This is a genomic window from Streptomyces sp. HUAS CB01 (assembly GCF_030406905.1).
Lineage (GTDB): Bacteria > Actinomycetota > Actinomycetes > Streptomycetales > Streptomycetaceae > Streptomyces > Streptomyces chengbuensis.
The window spans coordinates 6,278,012-6,297,282 of the sequence record NZ_CP129137.1 but is presented as its reverse complement, the minus strand read 5'-3'; the positions used below and the strand labels follow the sequence as shown (position 1 = coordinate 6,297,282).

Below are 19,271 nucleotides of genomic sequence, written 5' to 3'. Positions count from 1 at the left end.
CGAAGTGGAGACGGCGAGGTGCGGACGGCCGGGTGGGAGGCGGGCCGGCGTGCGGGACCGCGCCCCCACGCCGGCCTTTCGGGACGGACCCGACCCGGCCCCGTCCCTCAGCCCGGGAAGCGGCCCGTGCTCCGCAGGTGCCAGCGGCGTTCCGCGTAGGCCAGGTCGTCGCGCCAGAGGCGGGCGGCCGCGGCGCGCATCAGCGGGCGCAGGGCGGGGGCGGCGGCGCGGGCAGCGGCGAAGCCGGGGCGGTCGGAGACGGCCACCACCGCCTCGACGACCGCCGTGCGCGGCCTGCCGAGGGGGTCGGGTCCGAGCGGCGTCGCATGGGTCTCGACGACGGATCCCTCCCCTTCACCGCCGGTGATGTGCATGACCACCGTGCGGGGTTCGGGTGCCGTGAAGACGGCGGTGACCGGCACGACGACCCGCCCCGCCACCTTGAACGACACCTCGACCGTGAACGCGTCGGCCCCACCCGCCGTGCCGGCGTCGGCACCGCCCGAGGACTCGGGGGGAGTCTCGGGGGCGTCGACGACCGTGAGGTCGACGAACGAGTACGGGTGGAACCAGGCCCCGTGCCAGGGGTCGAGCCGGTTCGCCACCACGTCCTCCGGCTCGCAGACGCCCGTGCCGGTGTACACGGCGGCCACCGACGCCGCCGGCCTCGGCCGTACCGGCAGCACCGGCCGGTCCAGCGGCTCCTCGCCGCCGGCCTCGTCCAGCCGGACCCATGCGAGCACACCGTCGTCGTACGCCGGGAACGGCTCCCATCCCGCGAACGGCACGCCCTCCAGGGCCAGTCCGTGCCAGTGGCAGACGAGCGTGCCGCAGCGCACGCGGCTGTCGCGCAGGGGCGCACCGAGGTGGGGGCACGCGCCCGGCCCGGCGAGGAGCCGTCCCGCGGCGTCCCTCCAGGCGACCACCTCGACCCCGGCGACGGTCCTGCCGAAGGGGGCGCCCGGGCGGACGGCGCGGGCGTCGCCGAGGACGTACCAATTCCCCGACGGGCGGGCGAGAGCGCGCTTGAGCGCGCTGTCGATCAGGGCCGGCCGGGCGTCGCGCCAGGTGGGGCGCTGACGTTCCCACGCGACGGAGGAGCGGCGCAGCCGCAGGAGCCGGCGTCCGCGGCCCGGGCCGGTGCCGGGCGTGGTGCGGCGCGTCATACGGTCGTCTCCTCCACGGTCGGTGCGAACGTGCCGTGCCGGTGGGCCCGTTCGGGCCGGGCCGGCGCGTCCCGAAGGCGCGCTGCGGCGAGCCGGGCGGCGGCCACCCTGACGAACCCGTCGAGGGCGACCGCCGCCCGGCGGGCCGGCGGGACGACGGCGCGGCGGTGCACGCACGCGTAGCCGTCGTCGGCGATCGCCTCCAGGATCCCGCCGTACAGGACGAACGCGGTGCGGATGCACGGCCTCGACACCGGGTCCAGCATGGCCAGTCCGGGCGCGGCCTCCCGGTACACGCCCCGGGTGAGCCGGGCCGCGGCCCTGAGGGCCTCGGTGATGCGGGGGTCGGGGCGGCCCGTGGCGCGGCTCCAGAGCAGCAGGCCCCGGTCCACGCCGTGGGCGGCGAGCAGATCGGCGGGGAGGTAGACGCGTCCGCGGTCGAGGTCCTCGCCGACGTCCCGCAGGAAGTTGGTCAGCTGGAAGGCGACTCCGAGTGCGGCTGCGTGCGGAGCGGCCTCCTCACGGGGGACGACGGTGCCGAGGACGGGCAGCATCTGCAGCCCGATCACGGCGGCGGAACCGTGCATGTAGCGGCGCAGTTCGCCGTAGTCGGCGTAGTCCGTCACCTCCAGGTCGCTCCGCATCGACGCGAGGAAGTCGGTGAAGTGGCGGTGGTCGATGCCGTAGCGGCGGGCGGTGTGCGCGAGGGCGTGGACGACGGGTTCCGGGCTGTGGCCGAGGCGCAGCCCGGTGTCGAGGCGTTCGGACAGCCGGTGCAGCGCGGTCGCGCGTTCGGCGGTGGTGGCGTCGCTGTCGAGGTCGTCCACGATGTCGTCGGCCCAGCGGGCGAAGCCGTACAGCGCGTGGACCGCGGGGCGCCGCTCGACGGGGAGCAGCCGGGTGGCGAGGAAGTACGTCCTGCCGTGGCGGGCGTTGAGCCGGCGGCATGCGGTGTAGGCGGCGCGCAGTGCGGGGTCGGTGATGCCGGCGGCGTCGAGTTCCCGGCGCGTCATGCGGTCCCGCCTTTCGGAGTGCGGAGGGTGTCGGACGGGGCCGAGCCGGGCCGTGACGGGCCGGCTCCGTGGCCACCGGTGTCCCGGCGGGCGTCGTCAGCCGCCGCGTGCGGACGGTGCGCTTCCGTGGCGGCGGGCCGACGGGCTCCCGTGGCGGGCCGGTGGGCTCCGGTGATGCGGGCGGCCGCGAGCTTCCCGGAGATCAGGACGGTGGGCACGCCGACTCCGGGTGTGGTGCCGCAGCCCGCGATGACGGCGTTCTCCGTACCGTTCACGAGGTTGCGCGGCCGGAACGGGCCGGTCTGGGCGAAGGTGTGCGCCACGGAGAACGGCGTGCCGGCCGCATGCCCCTGCCGGGCCCAGTCGGCGGGCGTGACCAGGCACTCCTCCTCGATGGCCGCTGCGATGCCGGTGAGGCCGCGGCGGTCGAGCTCGGCGAGCAGGGCGGCCCGGTAGCGGGGGGCGAGGTCCTGCCAGTCCGCCGCCCCCGGACCGATGTCGGTGTTCGGGCAGGGCGCCAGGATGTAGTGGACGTGGCGCCCCGGCGGCGCGAGGGCCGGGTCGGTGGCGGTGGGCCGGGTGATGAGGAGGGACGGGTCCGTCATGAGGCGCCCGGTGCGCGTCAGTTCGCGGAAGGTGCTCTTCCAGGCGGCGCCGAACGAGAGGGTGTGGTGCGCCAGTCCGGGCCAGGTGCGGTCGGTGCCGGTGTGCAGGACGACGGCGGACGGCGAGTGGCGCAGTGCGCGTGGCCGCCGCGGGCTGCGCCCGAGGAGCCGGTAGGTGACGGGAAGGTCGGGGGTGAGCACGACGGCGTCGCAGGGCAGCCGCTCACGGTCGGTCACGACGGCGGTGACGCGGTCGCCGGTGCGCTCCAGCCGTGTGACGGTGCGCCCGTAGAGGAGGGTCCCGCCCGCGTCGGTCGCGGCGGCGGCCATGGCGCGCGGCACGGCGTGCACTCCGCCCTTCGGGAAATGGACCCCGGCGACCGTGTCCATGTAGGCGATGACCGCGTAGGCGGCGAGGGCCCGGGACGGGGCGACGCCGGCGTACAGCGACTGGAACGAGAAGACCCGGCGCAGCCGTTCGTCGTGGACGAAGCGGCCGATCCCGGCGTCGAGCCGGCCGAAGCCGCCGAGCGCGGCGAGACGGGCGAGGTCGGGGGTGAGAAGTTGCAGCGGCGAGTCGAAGTTGGCGTCGATGAACCGCCCCATCTGCGCCCGGTACAGCTTCTCCAGCCAGCCGCGCAGGCGCCGGTAGCCGACCGCCTCGCGCGCCCCGGCGAAGCGCTCGATCTCCGCCTCCATGGCCTCGGGGCGGGTGTGCACGTCCAGGACGCTGCCGTCGGCGAACCCGGCCCGGTAGGCGGGATGCAGGGGGACGAGTTCCAGCCGCTCCTGAAGCGTGTCGCCGACCGCCGCGAAGGCGTCGGCGAGGAGCTCGGGCATGGTGACGACGGTCGGGCCGGTGTCGAAGCGGTAGCCTCCCCGTTCGATCCGGCCCGCCCGGCCACCGGGCAGCATGTCGCGCTCGACGACGGTGACGGCGCGCCCGGCGCCGAGGAGGTGCAGGGCGGCGGACAGGCCGGCGAGCCCGGCTCCCACCACCACGACGTGGTCCGTGCGGCCCCTGACGGTCCTCATCGGCTGCTCCTGTCTGCGGTCGCGCCCAACGGCCGCCGCGGGGCCGGACCGGCGGCCGGGCGGACGGGCCGCGACACCGCGTGCGCGGGATGCGTGGCCGCCGAGGCCTGTGCGGAGGCGGCGGGCCCGACGGCGGGTGGAGCTGCCTCGGGTGCGGCGGACACCGCACGGGCCGGGCCCGTGGGGGCGGCGACCGCGGCGAGCAGCGCCCGCAGCCGGAGTGCCGGGGCCGGCTCCAGGGCGGCCGCGTCCAGCCGGCGTTCACCGGCGGCGCGGAGCCGTTCGATCCGCTCCTCCGCGGCCGCCAGGGCACCGGTGTCCCTGAGGACCTCGCGCACGCGCAGCAGCCGGTCCTCCGTCAGGTCCGCGTTCCCGAGGGAGCTTTCGAGGACCGACAGGGCGGCGCGGTCCGGGCGGGACTCGGCCCGGGCGAGGGCGACCGCGACGAGGTACGTGAGCTTTCCCGAGCGTATGTCGTCGCCCGACGGCTTGCCGGTGACGAGGGGGTCGCCGAACACGCCCTCGATGTCGTCGCGGAGCTGGAAGGCGGTACCGGCGCACCGGCCCGCCGCGCACAGGTCGAGGACCGTCCGCGGGTCGGCGCCCGCGATCGCCGCGCCGAGGGCCAGGGGCCTCGCGACCGTGTACAGCGCGGTCTTGAGGCAGGCGGTGCGGATCGCCCGGGCGGCGGAACGGGAGCCGGTCGCCTGGCCGTGGAGGTCCAGGTACTGGCCCGCCACCATCTCGGTGCGCATGGCCCGCCAGTTCTCCAGCACCCCGTACCGCGCGGCGGCGCCGCCGAAGTCCGTCGCGGCGACGATGTCGTCGGCCCAGGCCAGGGCGAGGTCTCCGGCCAGGACCGCGGCAGAGGTGGCGAAGGGGGCCGCCGCGGCGCCCGGGGACGCGGTACCGGGGTACCGGGCAACCAGCCGGGCGTGGAACGACGGCCCGCCCCTGCGGCGCGAAGAGCCGTCCATCACGTCGTCGTGGACGAGGGCGCAGGTCTGGATCAGCTCGAGCGCCGCGGCCGTGCGGAGCGCCGCGGGCGTTTCCCGCTCCGCTCCCCCGCAGGCCCGCATCGCCCACCACAGGAACCGGGAGCGCATCCGCCTCCCCCCGCCCAGGGTGAACCGGGCGACGGGCGCGGCCACATCGGCCGCGAACACGCCGTCGAGCGCGGCGGCGCCCGCCACCCGCTCCCCCAGCAGGCGCTCCAGCTCCCGTCCCACCGCGGCGGGTACGTCGGCGTCGACCAGGGCGGGGACCTCGGCGTCCACCGCCACGGGGTCCCCGGCGCCCACCACCACGGCCGGGCCGGCGTCCGGCCGCTCGGAGAAGGGCACGGTCGTGTCGGGGTCCGGGTCCGTCCCGAGGTTCGGCACGGTCGGGGTCGGTGCGGTTGCCCCGGATCGGTGCATGCGGTCCTCCGCGTCGGTCGGCTGCTGTCACCCGTCCTTCCCCGGAGGGGCGGCGTTCGGATGCGTCTGCGGCGCGCCGCGCGCCGCGGGCGGCCCGTGGGGTCCGGCGGCGTCCGCAGGCGTCGGGTGCCGATCAGTCGACCACGCGCACGGTGCGATCGACGGCAGCACACGGGCGGACGGGCGCCCGATTGCCCCATTCGCCGCCGACGCCACGGGCCGTCCCGCCGCGCGTCCGCCTCACTGCGCCTTCCGCCGCACGTCCCGGCCGCATCCGCCGCGCCCTCTCGCGCGCCGCCTCACCGCGCCCGCGACGGCACGTCGGTCGCCCCGCAGCGGCCCCCGGTCCCACGTCGGCCGAAGCCGCTCACTCCGCGACGCAGGGCGCCGGCCCGCGGCCGCTCAGGGCGCCGACCGCCGACGCCCGCGCCGCTGTTCCAGCAGTTCGGGGAGGTCCGTGAGCCGGTCGAGGCCGGCGACGGGCCGGGCCATGCGGGGGTTGTGCGACAGCCGCTCCCGGTGCCGGTGGAGGAACGCCCAGTAGCCCGCGGTGTACGGACAGGCCCGGTCGCCGACGCGGTCGGCGGGCCGGTAGGGGCACCCGCCGCACAGATCGCTCATCCGGTTGATGTAGGCACCGCCCGAGGTGTACGGCTTGGTGGTCATGAGCCCGCCGTCGGCGTACTGGGACATGCCGACGACGTTGGGGAGCATGACCCAGTCGTAGCCGTCGACGAAGTTGCGGTGGAACCAGTCGGTGACCTGGGCCGGGTCCCAGCCGTCCTGCAGGGCGCGGCTGCCGAGGACCATCAGCCGCGGGATGTGGTGGGTCCAGCCGGTGTCCCTGACCTGGGCGAGCACGGTGGACAGACAGCGTGCGGTGACCGCGTCCGCGTCCAGCCCGGCGAACCAGTCCGGCAGTGACCTGCGGTGGCGCAGCACGTTGCGGCGACGGTAGTCCTCGCCGAAGTGCCAGTAGAGGTGCCAGACGTACTCGCGCCAGCCGGCGATCTGGCGGACGAACCCCTCGGCCGACGCCAGGGGCACCCTGCCCTCGCGCCAGGCCGCTTCGGCTCGTCCCACGCACTCGGCGGGGTCGAGGAGTCCCAGGTTGAGCGGGGCGGACAGCAGGCTGTGGCTCATCCAGGGGTCGTCGGCGAGGACGGCGTCCTCGTACCTGCCGAAACCGGCCAGCCGGTGCTCGGCGAACCGGTCGAGGGCGGCCAGGGCCTCGGCGCGGGAGGCGGGGAAGAGCCGGGGGCCGTCGCGGCCGGTGAAGGAGACCTCTCCGGAACGCTCCCAGGCGTCCAGGTCGCGCCGTACCTCTTCGTCGATCTCGTCCTCCCGCGCCGTCCACGGCGCCGGGGCGCCGAGGGTCGGCCTGTCCCGCGGGGGCGGTTCGCGGTTGTCGGTGTCGAAGTTCCAGCGGTCGCCCGCCGGTTCACCGCCGTCCATCAGCAGGTCGTGCCGCCGACGCACCCACCGGTAGAAGTCCTCCAGCCGCAGGGCGCCGCCGTGCCGTTCCGCGGCCCAGGCGGCGAAGTCCTCGCGTGGCACGAGGAAGCCGCGTGGGGGCAGGACGTCGACGTCCGGCAGAGCGGCGACGAACCGGGCGGCCGCGTGGGAGGTCGGGTGGCGGACCGTCGTACGGGCGCCGCCCGTGGCGCGGGCCAGGCCCTCCCGGTAGGTGCCGGCCTTCACGTACCGGACCCGGTCGCCGAGTGCGGCGGCACGGTGCCGCATGGCCGAGAGCACGAGATGGGCCTTGGCGCGGTGGAAGCTCCGCCGGCGGAACACGGCGCGGGACTCGATCATGACGACCGGCGCGTCCTCGTCGGGCCCGTCCGCGCCGGGCTCGACGAAGCGGGGGCCGAGCTGGTCCCCGAAGATCAGGTGGGGACGGGAAGTACGGGACGCACGAGGGGACATGGGTGCTCCGGTCAGCCTTTGAACAGGGCCTCGACGACGTCCACCGCCGACCCCAGGCCGTGCAGCCGCAGCGTCCCCGGGTAGGCGGCGCCCGCCCAGCCGGGTCCGGCGAGGAGGACGGAGGTGCGCTTCCGCGCGCCCTTCACGCCCCAGTGGACGCCGGAGACGATCCGCACGAGCGAACGGTCGGCGGTCGACCGGGACTGCGCCCAGAGGACCACGGCGGCGGGGCCGAGACGGCGCACGGCCTCGTGGAGCGCGTCCGCCGGCAGCGCGGGGCCGAACATCCGGGCGGGCAGGCCGCGTTCGCCGAGCGCGGCGGCCAGGGCCTCGACGGGGAGGCTGTGCTGCTCGCCGGGGACACAGGCGAGCAGCACGGGCGGCGCGTCGGATCGTTCCACGGCGGGCCGTACCCGGCGCAGTGCGGACGACACGTGCCAGGACAGCAGGTGCTCGACCTCGACGTAACGCTCGCCGGACGTCGCCCATTTGCGCCCGACGGCGTGCAGGGTCGGGGCGATGACCTCTTCCCAGGCGGTGACGAGACCGTGCTCGGCGAGCACGGCGTCCAGCAGGGCGTCGACGGCGGGGGCGTCGAGCCGGACGGCCGCGCGGGCCAGGCCCCGGCATTCCTGGCGTACGTCCCCGAGGGGCAGGGCGTTGGGTCCGCCGGGCGCGCGGGAGGCGGGGGCGGTCTCCTCCGTGGTCCGTCCGGCCGTTTCGCGGCGCAGGCTCGGACCGGGGGTGCTCATCGCCGCGCGTGCGGCCTCGGCGGGCGGGACGCCCTGGGCGGTGAGCCGGCACATCTCCTCGAGCCGGGCGATGTCCTCGGGGGTCCAGCGCCGGTGGCGGCCGTCCTCGCGGGTGGCGGGGCCGATCGCGTAGCGCCGCTCCCAGGAACGGAGGGTCGTGGGCGCGACGCCGAGCCTGCGGGCGACCGCGCCGGTGCTGAGCGCGGCGGTGACGCCGTCCTCTGCCGGGCCCTCCGAGCGGCTGTCGGCCTTCACCCGGCCCATGGTACGGCGCAGCCGTACCCCCTCGACCGCGTGGACGTCGTCGTCACCGGCACGACGATCGTGTCCGGCCCGGGTGCGGCGCCCCGCCGTGGCGGGCCGTCCGCCGTCCCGGCGGCCGTTCACCGCGCCCGCCCGGCGAGCCCGACCCGGGCCGCCCGGGTCCCGGAGGCCGGAGCGCCCCGGACGGTGCCCGTGGCCCGGTGGCCGCCGCGGACGGGCAGCCGTCGTGGAGTCACCGTGGACCGGTTCAGCTGCGACGGCGGGTCCATGGCCGGGAGGGCGCCCCGCACGGTGCGGGCCGCGACGAGTTCCCGGCCGCCGGTGCCCGTCCCGTGGACCTCGGACCGCGCCCCGCGCGGCGACCCGCCACGACCGGGGGCGTCGCCGCCGAACACCGACGGACTCGGGCCCGGGGCGACCGCGCCCGGCACCGACGGACTCGGGCCCGGGACGACCGCGCCCGGCACCGACGGACTCGGGCCCGGGACGACCGCGCCCGGCACCGACGGACTCGGGCCCGGGGTGCGGCTGGGAGCGGCGGCCGCGGCGCCCGCGACGATCACGTCGGGGTACGTCCTTCGGGGCGTCTTCATCGCCGTCACCTTCCTCGGCTGGTCCGGGGGTGTCCAGGGGGTCCGGGGCATCCGGGGTGTCCTCGGTGTTTCGTGGGCGGCCCCGGGAGGGGATCCGTTCTCAGCCGGTGCCGCGGCCCTCCTTGAACCGCGCCAGTCCGTCGCCGAGCGCCACGATCGGGCCGGGGTAGTCCAGCCGGGCGCGGGCGGCGTCGGGGAGCTTCCACGGCTCGTGCACCGCGGAGCCGTCGACGTCCTCCAGTTCCGGCACCCAGCGGCGCACATAGGTGCCGTCCGGGTCGTAACGACGGGCCTGGCGGACGGGGTTGAGGACCCGGTTCGGCCGGGTGTCCGTGCCGGTGCCCGCCACCCACTGCCAGTTGAGCTGGTTGTTCGCGAGGTCGCCGTCGACCAGCAGCTCCAGGAAGTACCGGGCGCCCACACGCCAGTCGACGTACAGCGTCTTGGTGAGGAAGCTCGCGGCCAGCAGCCTGCCCCGGTTGTGCATCCACCCCTCGTGGCGGAGCTGGCGCATCGCGGCGTCGACCACGGGGTAGCCGGTGCGGCCGTTCTTCCACGCCTCGATGTCGGCCTCGGCGTCCGTCCCGGAGCGCCAGCGGTCGTGCCGGGGCCGGTAGTCGGCGGCGGCCGCGTCCTGCCGGGCGGCGAGCACCTGGTGGTGGAAGTCGCGCCAGCACACCTGCCGTACGAAGGCCTCGGCGCCCGGTCCGCCCACCGCCCGGGCCCGGTGGACGGCCTCGGCCGCGGAAAGGGTGCCGAAGTGCAGATGCGGCGAGAGCCGGGAGGTCGCGTCGCCGGCGAGGTCGTCGTGGCGCTCGTCGTAGCGGGAGAGACCGCCTCGCTCCCAGGCGTTCAGCCGCCTGCGGGCCTCCCGTTCGCCCCCGGGGGCGAGCCCTTCCGACACGCCCCCGGCCTTCTCCGCGTCCGCTCGGGAGGGCACCGGCTCGGAACGGATGCCCGCGGGCACCCGGACGGTGCGCGGCGCCGCGAGCGCGCCCCGGATCTCCTGCTGCGACCAGCGCCGGTGGTACGGCGTGAAGACGGCGAAGTGGTCCCCGCCGGACGGGACGACGGCCCCGGGGGCGAGAGCGGTGACGACCGCGTCGTGGACGCACAGGGTGCGGCCGTCCTTCTCCAGGGCGGTACGCAGCCGGTCCTCGCGGACGTGGGCGTAGCCGCTGACACCGGCCGCCATGTGCACCTCGTCGGCGTCCGCCTCCTGTGCGACCGCGCGGACCTCCTCGACGACGTCACCGGAGCGGACGACGAGCCGGCCGCCCCGCTCGCGCAGTCCCTCGTCGAGGTCGGTCAGGCAGTCGGCGAGGAACGCACGCCGGTTGGCGGGCGCGAATCCCGCGGCCTCGATGCCGTCGTCCCTGACGAACAGCGGCACCACCCGCTCCGCCGACGCGACCGCGGCGCGCAGCGGCGGATGGTCGTGCAGACGCAGGTCGGATGTGAACAGGACGACCGCGGTGTTCATGGGGCTCCAGGGATGGCCGGCGGATGGTGGGGGTGAGGGCGACGGGGCGACGACCGGCCGCCCGGAGGCGGGGTGCCTCCGGCCGGGACGGGACACGGACGGCCGCGGACCGGCCCTCCGGTGCGGGGCCCGCCGGGCCGGGCCGTCGGACGCTCCCCACCCGTTGTTCCGGTGACAGGCGCCGACCGGATGCGGGAAGGTCCGGAGCACCCGGACGCCCCGCGCCGCGAGGGCCGTGCGACCGGTCAGCGGGCACGGGCGGACGGGGGGCTCTCCGGCACGGGCTCGGGCCCGCCGGGGCCCGCCGGGCCGGCCTTCGCCGCGGCCCGGGCGATGTTGCGCGCCATGCCGCCGAACACGACGGCGTGGAAGGGGGAGACGGACCACCAGTACACGTGCCCGAGGAGTCCGCGCGGATGGAACAGGGCCCGCTGCCGGTAGCGGGTGCGGCCCCGCTCGCCGCGTTCGACGTGCATCTCCAGCCATGCGAGGCCCGGGAGCCGCATCTCGGCCCGCAGCCGCAGCATCCGCCCCGGTTCGATCTCCTCGACCCGCCAGAAGTCCAGCGAGTCCCCCACTCTCAGCCGTGCGGCGTCCCGGCGGCCGCGGCGGAGCCCCACACCGCCGACGAGCAGGTCGAGCCAGCCCCGTACCGCCCAGGCGAGCGGGAAGGAGTACCAGCCGTTGTCGCCGCCGATCCCCTCGATGACCCGCCACAGCGCCTCCGGCGAGGCGTCGACGTCCAGTGCGCGCCGGTCGGTGTACAGGCTGCCGCCGGCCCAGTCGGGGTCCGTGGGCAGCGGGTCGCTCGGGGCGCCGGGCAGCGATGCGGAGGACCACCGGGTGGTGACCCGCGCGTCGCGCACCCGCTGGAGTGCCAGCTCCAGGGCGCGGTCGAAGCCGATCGGGGTGCCCGGCGGGTCGGGAACGTAGCGGACGATGTCGTGCTCGCGGCACACCACCTCGTGGCGCAGCGATTCGGCGAGGGGCCGGGCCAGGGCGGGCGGCACGGGGGTGACCAGGCCGATCCACAGACTGGACAGCCTCGGCGTCAGCATCGGCACGCCCAGGATGAGGCGCCGCGGCAGCCCGGCCACCTCGGCGTAGCGCCGCATCATCCGCTCGTACGTCATCACGTCCGGCCCGCCGATGTCGAAGGACCGGTTCACGTCCGCGGGCATCCGGGCGCTGCCCACGAGGTAGCGCAGGACGTCCCGGACGGCGATCGGCTGGACGCGGGTGTTCACCCAGCTCGGGGTGACCATGACGGGCAGCCGTTCGGTGAGGTAGCGCAGCATCTCGAAGGAGGCGGAGCCGGAGCCGATGACGACCGCGGCGCGCAGCACGGTCGCGGGCACGGGAGAACGCAGGAAGATCTCGCCCACCTCCGCGCGGGAGCGCAGATGCGGCGAGAGCTCGCGGGCGGGCACGTCCGCGGGCGTCAGTCCGCCCAGGTAGACGATGCGGCTCACGCCCGCCTCGGCGGCTCGTGCGGCGAACGAGCGGGCCGCCCTGCGGTCGGCCTCCTCGAAGGACGCCCCGGAGCGCAGCCCGTGCACGAGGTAGTAGGCGACGTCGACGCCGGTCAGCGCGTCGTCGAGCGAGTCCGGGTCGGTGACGTCGCCGCGTACGGTCTCCACCCGTCCCGCCCAGGGGTGGTCGCGCAGCTTCTCCGGCGAGCGGGCCATGCAGCGGACCCGGAATCCGGCGTCCAGCAGTTCGGGCACCAGCCGGCCGCCGACGTACCCGGTCGCCCCGGTCACCAGACAGCGCAGACCCTCGCCGTCCCGGTCGTCGACCTGTCCGCTCATGCAAACCTCCGATTCCCGCGGGAGCGGCGCTTCCCCCGACCCGCCCTCTGTCACCTTGCCCCCTGCGGGATGCTTCCGCTCGGGGAGGCACGGCGGATGCGCACGGGGCTCCGTCCGGAACCCCGGCCTTGCCGCGCCGGGACCCGTGGCGCCCCCACCCACCCCCGCCTGCGTCCCTCCGGCTCCGGGCCGCCCTCCCGGGCCCGCGGCCGGCCCGTGCGACTCCGGGGCGTGGCAGGGCCGGGACGCGGTCCCGGCGGCCGCGGGCCGGGACCCCGACGGAGGTTTGCCGTGTGCACCCGCGGTCAGACGAACAGCACGTGCGTATCGTCGCGTACGCAAGGAGCGGTGGAGGATGTCTGCTGATGAACTGACCGGGCCGACCCGTCCGGAATCCGTGATGCCGCGCACCCCTTCACAGGCGCGGACCAAGGTGGAGACGTTGCTGCGGGAGTGGCTGCTGCCCGCCCGCGGTGCTTCCGACCCGAACGTGGTCGGCGATGCCCTGCTCGTGACGTCCGAACTCGTGACGAACGCCCTCCGGCACGGTGGCGGCATGACGAGTTTCGACGTCGAGCTGACCGACGAGGGCTGCCGGGTGAGCGTGGGCGACCGCAGCGACCGGCTCCCCGAGCTCCCCTCCCTCGGGGACGGCAGCGGCAGACTGCGGGTCGGCGGCCACGGCTGGCGCGTGATCCGCAGACTGGCGCGGAGCGTCACGATCATCCCCGAGGCGCACGGGGGCAAGCGCGTCAGCGTACTCATCTCCCTCGCCTGAGGCGCTCGTACCGCCGGACGCCGCGCCGTACCCGGCGCGGTGCGTCCGCTGCTCGCTCCGGCGCGCACCGGACGGCCTGCCCGGGGGCCGTGCCGGGCTGCGCGGGGGCCCGGCGTCGCTTCGCGTGACCTCCGCTCCGAACACCCGTCGCGGAGCGGAGGTTTACCCGCAGCGATGACGGTAACGCTCAGTAGCACACGATCACCGAGAGAGATGGATCCCTTACCGGCAGATCCCCGAACCCCGCAGAGGAGGACGTCATGTCGATCGGTGCGCTTGCCATCCTCGGGGTGGCCGCCGCCATGATCCTCGCACTCGTCATGGCACGGCCCGTGCGGCGCACACACCCCGGCCGTTTCCGTCGCCGGCCCTTCCGGCCGCGCCTGGAGCCCATGAGCCGGAGTGAGGCCGAGCAGTACCTGGCCCAATGGGCCGTGATCTCCGGGCAGTTCGTGGAGTCGCCCGGCGAGGCCACCATCAGGGCCGATGAGCTGCTGAACACGGTCGCCACGGCGCGCGGGCTTCCTGACGCCTCACCCGAACTCCGTACGCGTGCCCTGGCCGTGCTCTTCCCCGCTCACGCCGACGCGGCCCGTCGGCTGCGCAGCGCCTCCGAGCAGGCGGCCGCCGGGACCGCGGACGTCGAGAGCCTGCGGCAGGCGATGCTCGCCGGCCGTTCACTGCTCGCGGAACTGGTGGCCGCGGCGCCCCGCGTTCCCGACGTCGCACCGGTCTCGCAGCGAAGGGCCGTGCCGGGCCGGCGCGTTCCACCGCAGCGCTCGGCCACCCTCCATCCGTGAGGGCCGCGCGCCGTCGCGAGGCCGTGCGCCACTCGACGGCCGCGCACATCCCCGGGGTTCCGCGCGGCCGTCACGGTCCACGCGCACCGCAGGACCACGCGGCGTCACGTCGAGCGCGGGAGCAGCGCACCATGAGGTCCACCGGCCCGCACGGCCCGCGCAACGGCGGGGTCCGCCGAACCGACGCGATCCGTCGAGGACGGTCGTCAGGCGGGCGGCCGACACCGGGGCGGCGCGTCCCCGACCAGGGGCCGCGCCGTTCCCGCCCGGCTGGCATCCGGTGCCGCCGGGCCGGGCGTCACGGCTCCGGGAACCGCCCGGGCCGGACGACCCCGCGCGAACACCCTTCGTCCGGTGGGTGAAGAAGGCATCCTTCTGGGTAAGCGGCGTTCGCGAAGGAAGAATTGCGCGGGGGTGAACATGCTGTCAGGCGATGTGGCCGGGGAGCGGCACCAGCCTTCGCGGCCGTCGGTGCCGACGAGCGCGGCCGCCGCCCGGGACCGGGTCGAACGGCTGCTGGAGGACCACTTCCGGGGCACGCCCCGGCACCGGCCTCCTGCCGTGGCGCTGACGGACGCTCTGCTGGTCACCTCGGAGCTGGTGACGAACGCGATCCGGCACGGCGGCGGCGTCACCGGTTTCGCGGCACGGGTGACCGGCGAGGGGCTGGTGCTGACGGTGCGGGACCGCAACCCGGCCCCGCCCGTCGTGCGACTCCGCCCGGAGGGGCAGCCGTTCCCCGTGGGGGGCTACGGCTGGCCGCTCGTCCAACGGCTCGCCAGCCGGATCCACATCACCCCGCTGCGCGGGGGGAAGACGATCAGGGTCCTGGTCCCCCTCGCTCCGCGCTCCCCCGCCTGACGGAATTCAGGCTGATGTGCGACGTATGACGGCGGTTGCACAGGAAAGCCCCGCTGGGGAAGGGTGGTGCGGACGGGCGCGTCAGCACGGGGGACTCCCCGTGGGCGACCCGACCGCTCGGTGCGCCGCCGACGACGCCGACACCCTCGAGATCCCTCCCCGACCGCACCAAGGCCCCGGAAAGCCCCGCATGACCTCCCTCCCCCCACCCCCGTTCGCCCTCACCGTCAGGGCGGCCGGTCCGCGGACCCTCCGGTTCCTGGTGTCGGGCGCGCTGGACCACCAGTCGGCGGGTGAGCTGACGAGCGGCGCGGAGCGCGTTCTCGCCCGGCGGCCCGCGCTCACCGACCTCCGTCTCGACTTCGGCCGGCTCACTCTCTGCGACTCCATGGGGCTGTCCGCCCTGCTGATGGTCCACCGTCGTGCCGCCGAGGCCGGCACCCGGCTCCATCTCGACCGCAGGCCCTTCTTCCTGGAACGACTGCTCGTGCTCACCTGCACCCTCGACCATCTGACGGCACCGCCGGCGCGGCAGCACCGGCAGGCACAGGCGCCGCAGGGGTCCGTGACCGGCGAGACCGGAGAGGGCTGAGAAGACCGGCGCCCGGCGCCCGGGGCCGCTCGCCCTGCACCGCCCGGCCTCTCGCGCTGCACCGGTTTGCGCGTCCCGTCGAGGAGACCCGGCGAGCGCGCCCGGCCGGAGATCCTTTCGAGAGGCCCCGGCGAGCGGGCGCGGCGCGCCCCGCCTGCCCCGTTCCGCCTCGGCGCGCGGGATCGGGCCGGAGCTGGTCTGCTGGATTGTGGGGGCCGTCCGAGCTGTCCTGGGAGAGATCCGGATGAGTACGTACCGAGTCGCACAGGTAGCCGCCGCCGGTGGCCCGTTCGAAATCGTCGAGCGTGAGGTGCCGCAGCCGGGCCCTCGTCACGTACGGATCGCCGTCGAAGCCTGCGGCATCTGCCACAGCGACGCCTTCTTCGTGACGGCCGCACTGCCGGGTGTCACCTTCCCGGAGGTCCCCGGGCACGAGATCGCGGGGCGCATCGAGGCCCTGGGTGAGGGCATCGAGGACTGGGGCTGGCAGATCGGCGACCGGGTGGCCGTGGGGTGGTTCGGCGGCAGCTGCGGCCACTGCACCCCTTGCCGCCAGGGCGACTTCATCGTGTGCGAGAACCTCAAGGTGCCCGGCTGGGCCTACGACGGCGGGTTCGCCGAGTCCGTCATCGCGCCGGTCGACGCCCTGGCCCGGATCCCCGACTCGCTGACGGCCGCCGACGCGGGGCCCATGGCCTGCGCGGGAGTGACCACGTACAACGGGCTGCGGCGCAGCCCCGCACTGCCGGGCGACCTGGTCGCCGTGCTCGGCATCGGCGGTCTCGGCCACCTCGCGGTGAAGTACGCGGTCGCGATGGGGTTCGAGACGGTCGCCATCGCCCGCGGGGCGGACAAGGCCGACTTCTCCAAACAACTCGGCGCCCACCACTACGTCGACAGCACCGCCGGCACGTCCGTCGCGGACGCCCTGCAGTCCCTCGGCGGCGCCAAGGTCGTCCTCGCCACCGCCTCCAACTCCGCGGCCATCACGGCCACCGTGGACGGGCTGTCGCCCCGCGGCGAACTGGTGGTGATCGGGGCCGTTCCCGAAGCGCTCGGGATCAATCCGGTGCAGTTGCTGTTGAGCGGCCGGGTCGTCCGGGGCCACCCATCCGGTACCGCGCAGGACGTGCAGGACACCATGGAGTTCAGCGCCCTGCACGGGATCCGCCCGACGATCGAGACCGTGCCGCTGAGTCGGGCGGAGGAGGCGTACCAGAAGATGCTGTCGGGCGGCGCCCGCTTCCGGATGGTCCTGACCACCGGCTGACCGGTCGACGCCCGCCGGCCCGGCAACCCTCCGGGGGTGCGCGGCCGCCCCCGTCGCCCGCCGGTGGCGACGGCACCGGCCGCCGCTTCCCCGGCACCCTCTCGAGGCGGACGTGATCCATGACCACTTCACGGGACCTGATGATCATCGCCATGGAGGCGGCATCGAGCCGCCCCGTCGAACAGGGCGATCTGTCCCTCGCGCTCGCGGGCGCGGAGGTCGTCGACCTGCTCGCCGCCGATGCCGTCACCCTGGACGGCGACCGCATCGTGCCCGGCCTCGGCCCGGCCACGGGCGATCCGCTGCTGGACCAGGCCGTGGCGTCACTGGACCGCGACGCGCCGTACGAACGCGTCGGCGACTGGCTCTGGCGCAGGGGCCAGGGCCTGTCCGCGGCGTACCTGGCCGCGCTCGAGGCGGACGGGCTGTTCGGCCGGCAACGCCGCCGCGGGCTGTCCTTCCGGGCCGGTCGCGACGTACCGGCCGATTCACCGGAACGGCGAGCGGCGGCCGAACGTCTCGCCTCGGACGAACCCGTGCTGGCCGCCCTCGCGTCCGCCGTGGGGCTCCGCGGCGACGGCGCGCCCGGCGGTCAGGACGGGGCGGGACGGGAGGACGAGGGCGAGGGCGAGGGCGGGACCGGGGAGGCCGGGGCGGGCCCCGGCGACTCCCCGGGCGTCTCCGACGACGTGGACACCGTACTGGCGGCCGTCCTCGACGCCCTGACGCAGCTGGAGGCCATCCGGCAGCGACGCTCCGTCGAACAGGCCGCGTTCGACAACATCTGGCGCGGCGACTGACGGACACGGGCGGGCGGGCCTGGCTGGCCCTCCCACCGGCGCATACGGACAGGCCGCCCCGGCGCTTTCCCCGGCACGCACGGACAGGCCGCCCCCGGCTCCCCCCTCTGCACGAACGGGCAGTGGCGCGCGTCCGTCGTGGACCTGGAGGAGACCGGCCGGACCGTGACCGCGAAGTTGCGCGCCTCGATGGCCGGGCATCCGGCCGAGCCCGCGTGGAAGGTGCCGCTGAAGCGGCTGCAGTCGGCCTCCCCCCGAGTTCCGCGATGCGTGGGACCGGCACGAGGCGGTGTCCGTGCGGAGCAAGCGCAAGCAGATCCGCAACGCCCACGTCGGCGTGCCGACTCGACCACGCGGATCCGTCGCTCGGTCCGGGCAGCGGCCCCCGGACGGTCTCGTACGTTCCCGTCGACGAGGAGTCACGGGCCCGGCTGACGCGGCCTCAGAAGCCGGCGTCCCGGACCGGCTGACGGCCGTGCGGGCGGGCCAGGTTGTCGGGGAGCAGGATGCACCGCAGCTGTTCCTCCGTCAGCAGCCCCCTGGCGAGGACGAGTTCGTGCACACTGCGGCCCGAGCTCAGCGCCTCCTGGGCGACTGCGGTGGCCTGTTCGTAGCCGATGTGCGGGTTGAGCGCGGTCGCGAGGCCGATGGAGCGGGTCACGAGGGCCGCGAGGTGGTCCCGGTTGGCGGTGATGCCCGTGACACAGCGCTCGGCCAGCGTCAGGCAGCCGGCCCGCAGATGGGTCAGGCTCTTGAGCAGACTGTGCGCGATCACCGGCTCGAAGGCGTTCAGCTGGAGCTGTCCCGCCTCGGCGGCCATGGTCACGGCCATGTCGTTGCCGATGACCTCGAAGGCGATCTGGTTGACGACCTCGGGCACCACGGGGTTCACCTTGCCGGGCATGATGCTCGAACCGGCCTGCACCGGCGGGAGGTTGATCTCGGCGAAGCCGGCGCGCGGACCGCAGGACAGCAGCCGCAGGTCGTTGCAGGTCTTGGAGAGCTTGACGGCGATCCGCTTGAGGACGCCGGACAGCTGGACGAACGCGCCGGCGTCCTGGGTGGCCTCGACGAGGTCCTCCGCCACGGTCAGGGGCAGCCCGGTGACGGCCCGCAGGTTCCGGGCGGCCAGCGCCGCGTACCGGGGGTGGGCGTTGAGCCCGGTGCCGATCGCCGTACCGCCGAGGTTGATCTCCCGGATGAGCTCACGGGCCTCGGTGAGCCGCTTGTGGTCCTCGCCGAGCATGACGGCGTACGTGGCGAACTCCTGGCCCAGGGTCATGGGAACCGCGTCCTGGAGCTGCGTACGGCCCATCTTGAGGACGTCGGCGAACTCCACGGCCTTCGCGTCGAAGGCCGTGCGCAGCACCTCCATGGCCTCCAGCAGCCGCTGGGCGGCGAGGTCGAGGGCGATCTTCACCGCGGTGGGGTAGACGTCGTTGGTGCTCTGGCCCGCGTTGACGTCCTCCAGCGGGTGCAGCCGGGCGTAGTCGCCCTTGCGGTGGCCGAGGAGTTCGAGGGCCCGGTTGGCGACGACCTCGTTGGCGTTCATGTTCGTGGAGGTGCCCGCGCCGCCCTGGATCACGTCGACGACGAACTCGCGGTGGAGTTTCCCGGCCCGTATCTCCTCGCACGCGGCGACGATCGCGTCCGCCTTGACGGCGTCCAGGAGCCCGAGTTCACGATTGGCGAGCGCCGCGGCCTGCTTGACCGAGGCGAGGGCGGTCACGAGGTCCGGGTAGGCCGACACGGCCGTGCCGGTGATGGGGAAGTTCTCGACGGCCCGCAGGGTGTGGATGCCGAAGTAGGCGTCGGCGGGGACGTCGCGTTCGCCGAGCAGGTCGTGCTCGCGGCGGAACGCGCCGGGCGCCTCGCCGTGGGAACCGTGCTGCGGGTCGTCGGGGTGGGCCTGGTCGTGCGTGGGCATGGCGCTGCGGACTTTCGTGTCGGTGTACGCGGGGTCGACGGGCCCGGCCCGCGGCGGACCGGGCCGTGGACGGTCCGGCCCCGGGCCCGTGGACGGGCGGGGCGACGCCCGCGGACGGGCGGGGAGCGGGACGGTGCGTGCGGACTGACGGCGGTCGGAGACTGCGGGAGCGGA

Annotated in this window: 17 protein-coding genes; 7 read left to right on the top strand and 10 right to left on the bottom strand. The window is 75.5% G+C overall.

Annotation, left to right across the window (positions count from 1 at the left end; genetic code table 11):
- Positions 1-107 precede the first annotated feature (107 nt).
- The 9 genes from QRN89_RS27685 to QRN89_RS27645 all read right to left on the bottom strand — a co-directional run bounded on the left by QRN89_RS27685 (position 108) and on the right by QRN89_RS27645 (position 12,069).
- Positions 108-1,166 carry a DUF5914 domain-containing protein gene (locus QRN89_RS27685; protein WP_290352127.1) on the bottom strand — a complete coding sequence of 353 codons (1,059 nt, stop codon included), beginning with the start codon at positions 1,164-1,166 and terminating at the stop codon, positions 108-110.
- A complete protein-coding gene (locus QRN89_RS27680; RefSeq protein ID WP_290352126.1) occupies positions 1,163-2,179 on the bottom strand; it encodes a phytoene/squalene synthase family protein in 1,017 nt (338 codons plus the stop codon). Before QRN89_RS27680 ends, QRN89_RS27685 begins: the two co-directional genes overlap by 4 nt.
- Entirely contained in the window at positions 2,176-3,819 is a 1,644-nt protein-coding gene (locus tag QRN89_RS27675) for a phytoene desaturase (protein WP_290352124.1), read from the bottom strand. Before QRN89_RS27675 ends, QRN89_RS27680 begins: the two co-directional genes overlap by 4 nt.
- Positions 3,816-5,237 carry a polyprenyl synthetase family protein gene (locus QRN89_RS27670; protein WP_290352122.1) on the bottom strand — a complete coding sequence of 474 codons (1,422 nt, stop codon included), beginning with the start codon at positions 5,235-5,237 and terminating at the stop codon, positions 3,816-3,818. The genes QRN89_RS27675 and QRN89_RS27670 overlap by 4 nt, the downstream gene beginning before the upstream one ends.
- A gap of 402 nt (positions 5,238-5,639) precedes the next feature.
- Positions 5,640-7,166 carry a cryptochrome/photolyase family protein gene (locus tag QRN89_RS27665; protein ID WP_290352120.1) on the bottom strand — a complete coding sequence of 509 codons (1,527 nt, stop codon included), beginning with the start codon at positions 7,164-7,166 and terminating at the stop codon, positions 5,640-5,642.
- Positions 7,167-7,177: 11 nt separating this feature from the next.
- Positions 7,178-8,182: a MerR family transcriptional regulator gene (locus tag QRN89_RS27660; protein WP_390701165.1), complete on the bottom strand. Its 1,005-nt coding sequence runs from the start codon at positions 8,180-8,182 to the stop codon at positions 7,178-7,180.
- Positions 8,183-8,301: 119 nt separating this feature from the next.
- Positions 8,302-8,775 (bottom strand): hypothetical protein, encoded by a 474-nt coding sequence (locus QRN89_RS27655; RefSeq protein ID WP_290352117.1) that lies wholly within the window; start codon positions 8,773-8,775, stop codon positions 8,302-8,304.
- Between the two features lie 100 nt (positions 8,776-8,875).
- Positions 8,876-10,258 carry a cryptochrome/photolyase family protein gene (locus QRN89_RS27650; RefSeq protein WP_290352115.1) on the bottom strand — a complete coding sequence of 461 codons (1,383 nt, stop codon included), beginning with the start codon at positions 10,256-10,258 and terminating at the stop codon, positions 8,876-8,878.
- 245 nt (positions 10,259-10,503) lie between these two features.
- A complete protein-coding gene (locus tag QRN89_RS27645; RefSeq protein ID WP_290352113.1) occupies positions 10,504-12,069 on the bottom strand; it encodes an SDR family oxidoreductase in 1,566 nt (521 codons plus the stop codon).
- 355 nt (positions 12,070-12,424) lie between these two features.
- On the opposite strand from QRN89_RS27645, the gene QRN89_RS27640 reads away from it, so the two are divergent.
- The 7 genes from QRN89_RS27640 (at position 12,425) to QRN89_RS27610 (ending at position 17,605) form a co-directional block, all read left to right on the top strand.
- Positions 12,425-12,847, top strand: coding sequence for an ATP-binding protein (locus tag QRN89_RS27640; RefSeq protein WP_290352111.1), 423 nt, complete (start codon positions 12,425-12,427; stop codon positions 12,845-12,847).
- A gap of 260 nt (positions 12,848-13,107) precedes the next feature.
- Positions 13,108-13,647, top strand: coding sequence for a hypothetical protein (locus QRN89_RS27635; RefSeq protein ID WP_290352110.1), 540 nt, complete (start codon positions 13,108-13,110; stop codon positions 13,645-13,647).
- A 420-nt stretch (positions 13,648-14,067) separates the two neighbouring features.
- Entirely contained in the window at positions 14,068-14,508 is a 441-nt protein-coding gene (locus QRN89_RS27630; protein WP_290353884.1) for an ATP-binding protein, read from the top strand.
- Between the two features lie 190 nt (positions 14,509-14,698).
- Complete coding sequence (locus QRN89_RS27625) at positions 14,699-15,100, top strand: STAS domain-containing protein (protein ID WP_290352109.1); 402 nt, start codon at positions 14,699-14,701, stop codon at positions 15,098-15,100.
- A 244-nt stretch (positions 15,101-15,344) separates the two neighbouring features.
- Positions 15,345-16,370: an alcohol dehydrogenase gene (locus tag QRN89_RS27620; RefSeq protein ID WP_290352108.1), complete on the top strand. Its 1,026-nt coding sequence runs from the start codon at positions 15,345-15,347 to the stop codon at positions 16,368-16,370.
- Positions 16,371-16,489: 119 nt separating this feature from the next.
- Positions 16,490-17,170 (top strand): GOLPH3/VPS74 family protein, encoded by a 681-nt coding sequence (locus QRN89_RS27615; RefSeq protein ID WP_290352107.1) that lies wholly within the window; start codon positions 16,490-16,492, stop codon positions 17,168-17,170.
- A 138-nt stretch (positions 17,171-17,308) separates the two neighbouring features.
- A complete protein-coding gene (locus QRN89_RS27610) occupies positions 17,309-17,605 on the top strand; it encodes a hypothetical protein (RefSeq protein ID WP_356948662.1) in 297 nt (98 codons plus the stop codon).
- A 7-nt stretch (positions 17,606-17,612) separates the two neighbouring features.
- Here QRN89_RS27610 and aspA read toward each other — a convergent pair whose 3' ends face one another.
- Positions 17,613-19,097, bottom strand: coding sequence for an aspartate ammonia-lyase (aspA, locus tag QRN89_RS27605; RefSeq protein ID WP_290352104.1), 1,485 nt, complete (start codon positions 19,095-19,097; stop codon positions 17,613-17,615).
- Positions 19,098-19,271: the final 174 nt, after the last annotated feature.

Coding starts and splice junctions, on each gene's coding strand:
- QRN89_RS27670 (WP_290352122.1), bottom strand. CDS start 5,237: ATGCACCGATCCGGGGCAACCGCACCGACCCCGACCGTGCCGAACCTC.
- QRN89_RS27630 (WP_290353884.1), top strand. CDS start 14,068: ATGCTGTCAGGCGATGTGGCCGGGGAGCGGCACCAGCCTTCGCGGCCG.
- QRN89_RS27650 (WP_290352115.1), bottom strand. CDS start 10,258: ATGAACACCGCGGTCGTCCTGTTCACATCCGACCTGCGTCTGCACGAC.
- QRN89_RS27665 (WP_290352120.1), bottom strand. CDS start 7,166: ATGTCCCCTCGTGCGTCCCGTACTTCCCGTCCCCACCTGATCTTCGGG.
- QRN89_RS27660 (WP_390701165.1), bottom strand. CDS start 8,182: ATGGGCCGGGTGAAGGCCGACAGCCGCTCGGAGGGCCCGGCAGAGGAC.
- QRN89_RS27645 (WP_290352113.1), bottom strand. CDS start 12,069: ATGAGCGGACAGGTCGACGACCGGGACGGCGAGGGTCTGCGCTGTCTG.
- QRN89_RS27625 (WP_290352109.1), top strand. CDS start 14,699: ATGACCTCCCTCCCCCCACCCCCGTTCGCCCTCACCGTCAGGGCGGCC.
- QRN89_RS27685 (WP_290352127.1), bottom strand. CDS start 1,166: ATGACGCGCCGCACCACGCCCGGCACCGGCCCGGGCCGCGGACGCCGG.
- QRN89_RS27675 (WP_290352124.1), bottom strand. CDS start 3,819: ATGAGGACCGTCAGGGGCCGCACGGACCACGTCGTGGTGGTGGGAGCC.
- QRN89_RS27635 (WP_290352110.1), top strand. CDS start 13,108: ATGTCGATCGGTGCGCTTGCCATCCTCGGGGTGGCCGCCGCCATGATC.
- QRN89_RS27615 (WP_290352107.1), top strand. CDS start 16,490: ATGACCACTTCACGGGACCTGATGATCATCGCCATGGAGGCGGCATCG.
- aspA (WP_290352104.1), bottom strand. CDS start 19,097: ATGCCCACGCACGACCAGGCCCACCCCGACGACCCGCAGCACGGTTCC.
- QRN89_RS27655 (WP_290352117.1), bottom strand. CDS start 8,775: ATGAAGACGCCCCGAAGGACGTACCCCGACGTGATCGTCGCGGGCGCC.
- QRN89_RS27680 (WP_290352126.1), bottom strand. CDS start 2,179: ATGACGCGCCGGGAACTCGACGCCGCCGGCATCACCGACCCCGCACTG.
- QRN89_RS27620 (WP_290352108.1), top strand. CDS start 15,345: ATGAGTACGTACCGAGTCGCACAGGTAGCCGCCGCCGGTGGCCCGTTC.
- QRN89_RS27640 (WP_290352111.1), top strand. CDS start 12,425: ATGTCTGCTGATGAACTGACCGGGCCGACCCGTCCGGAATCCGTGATG.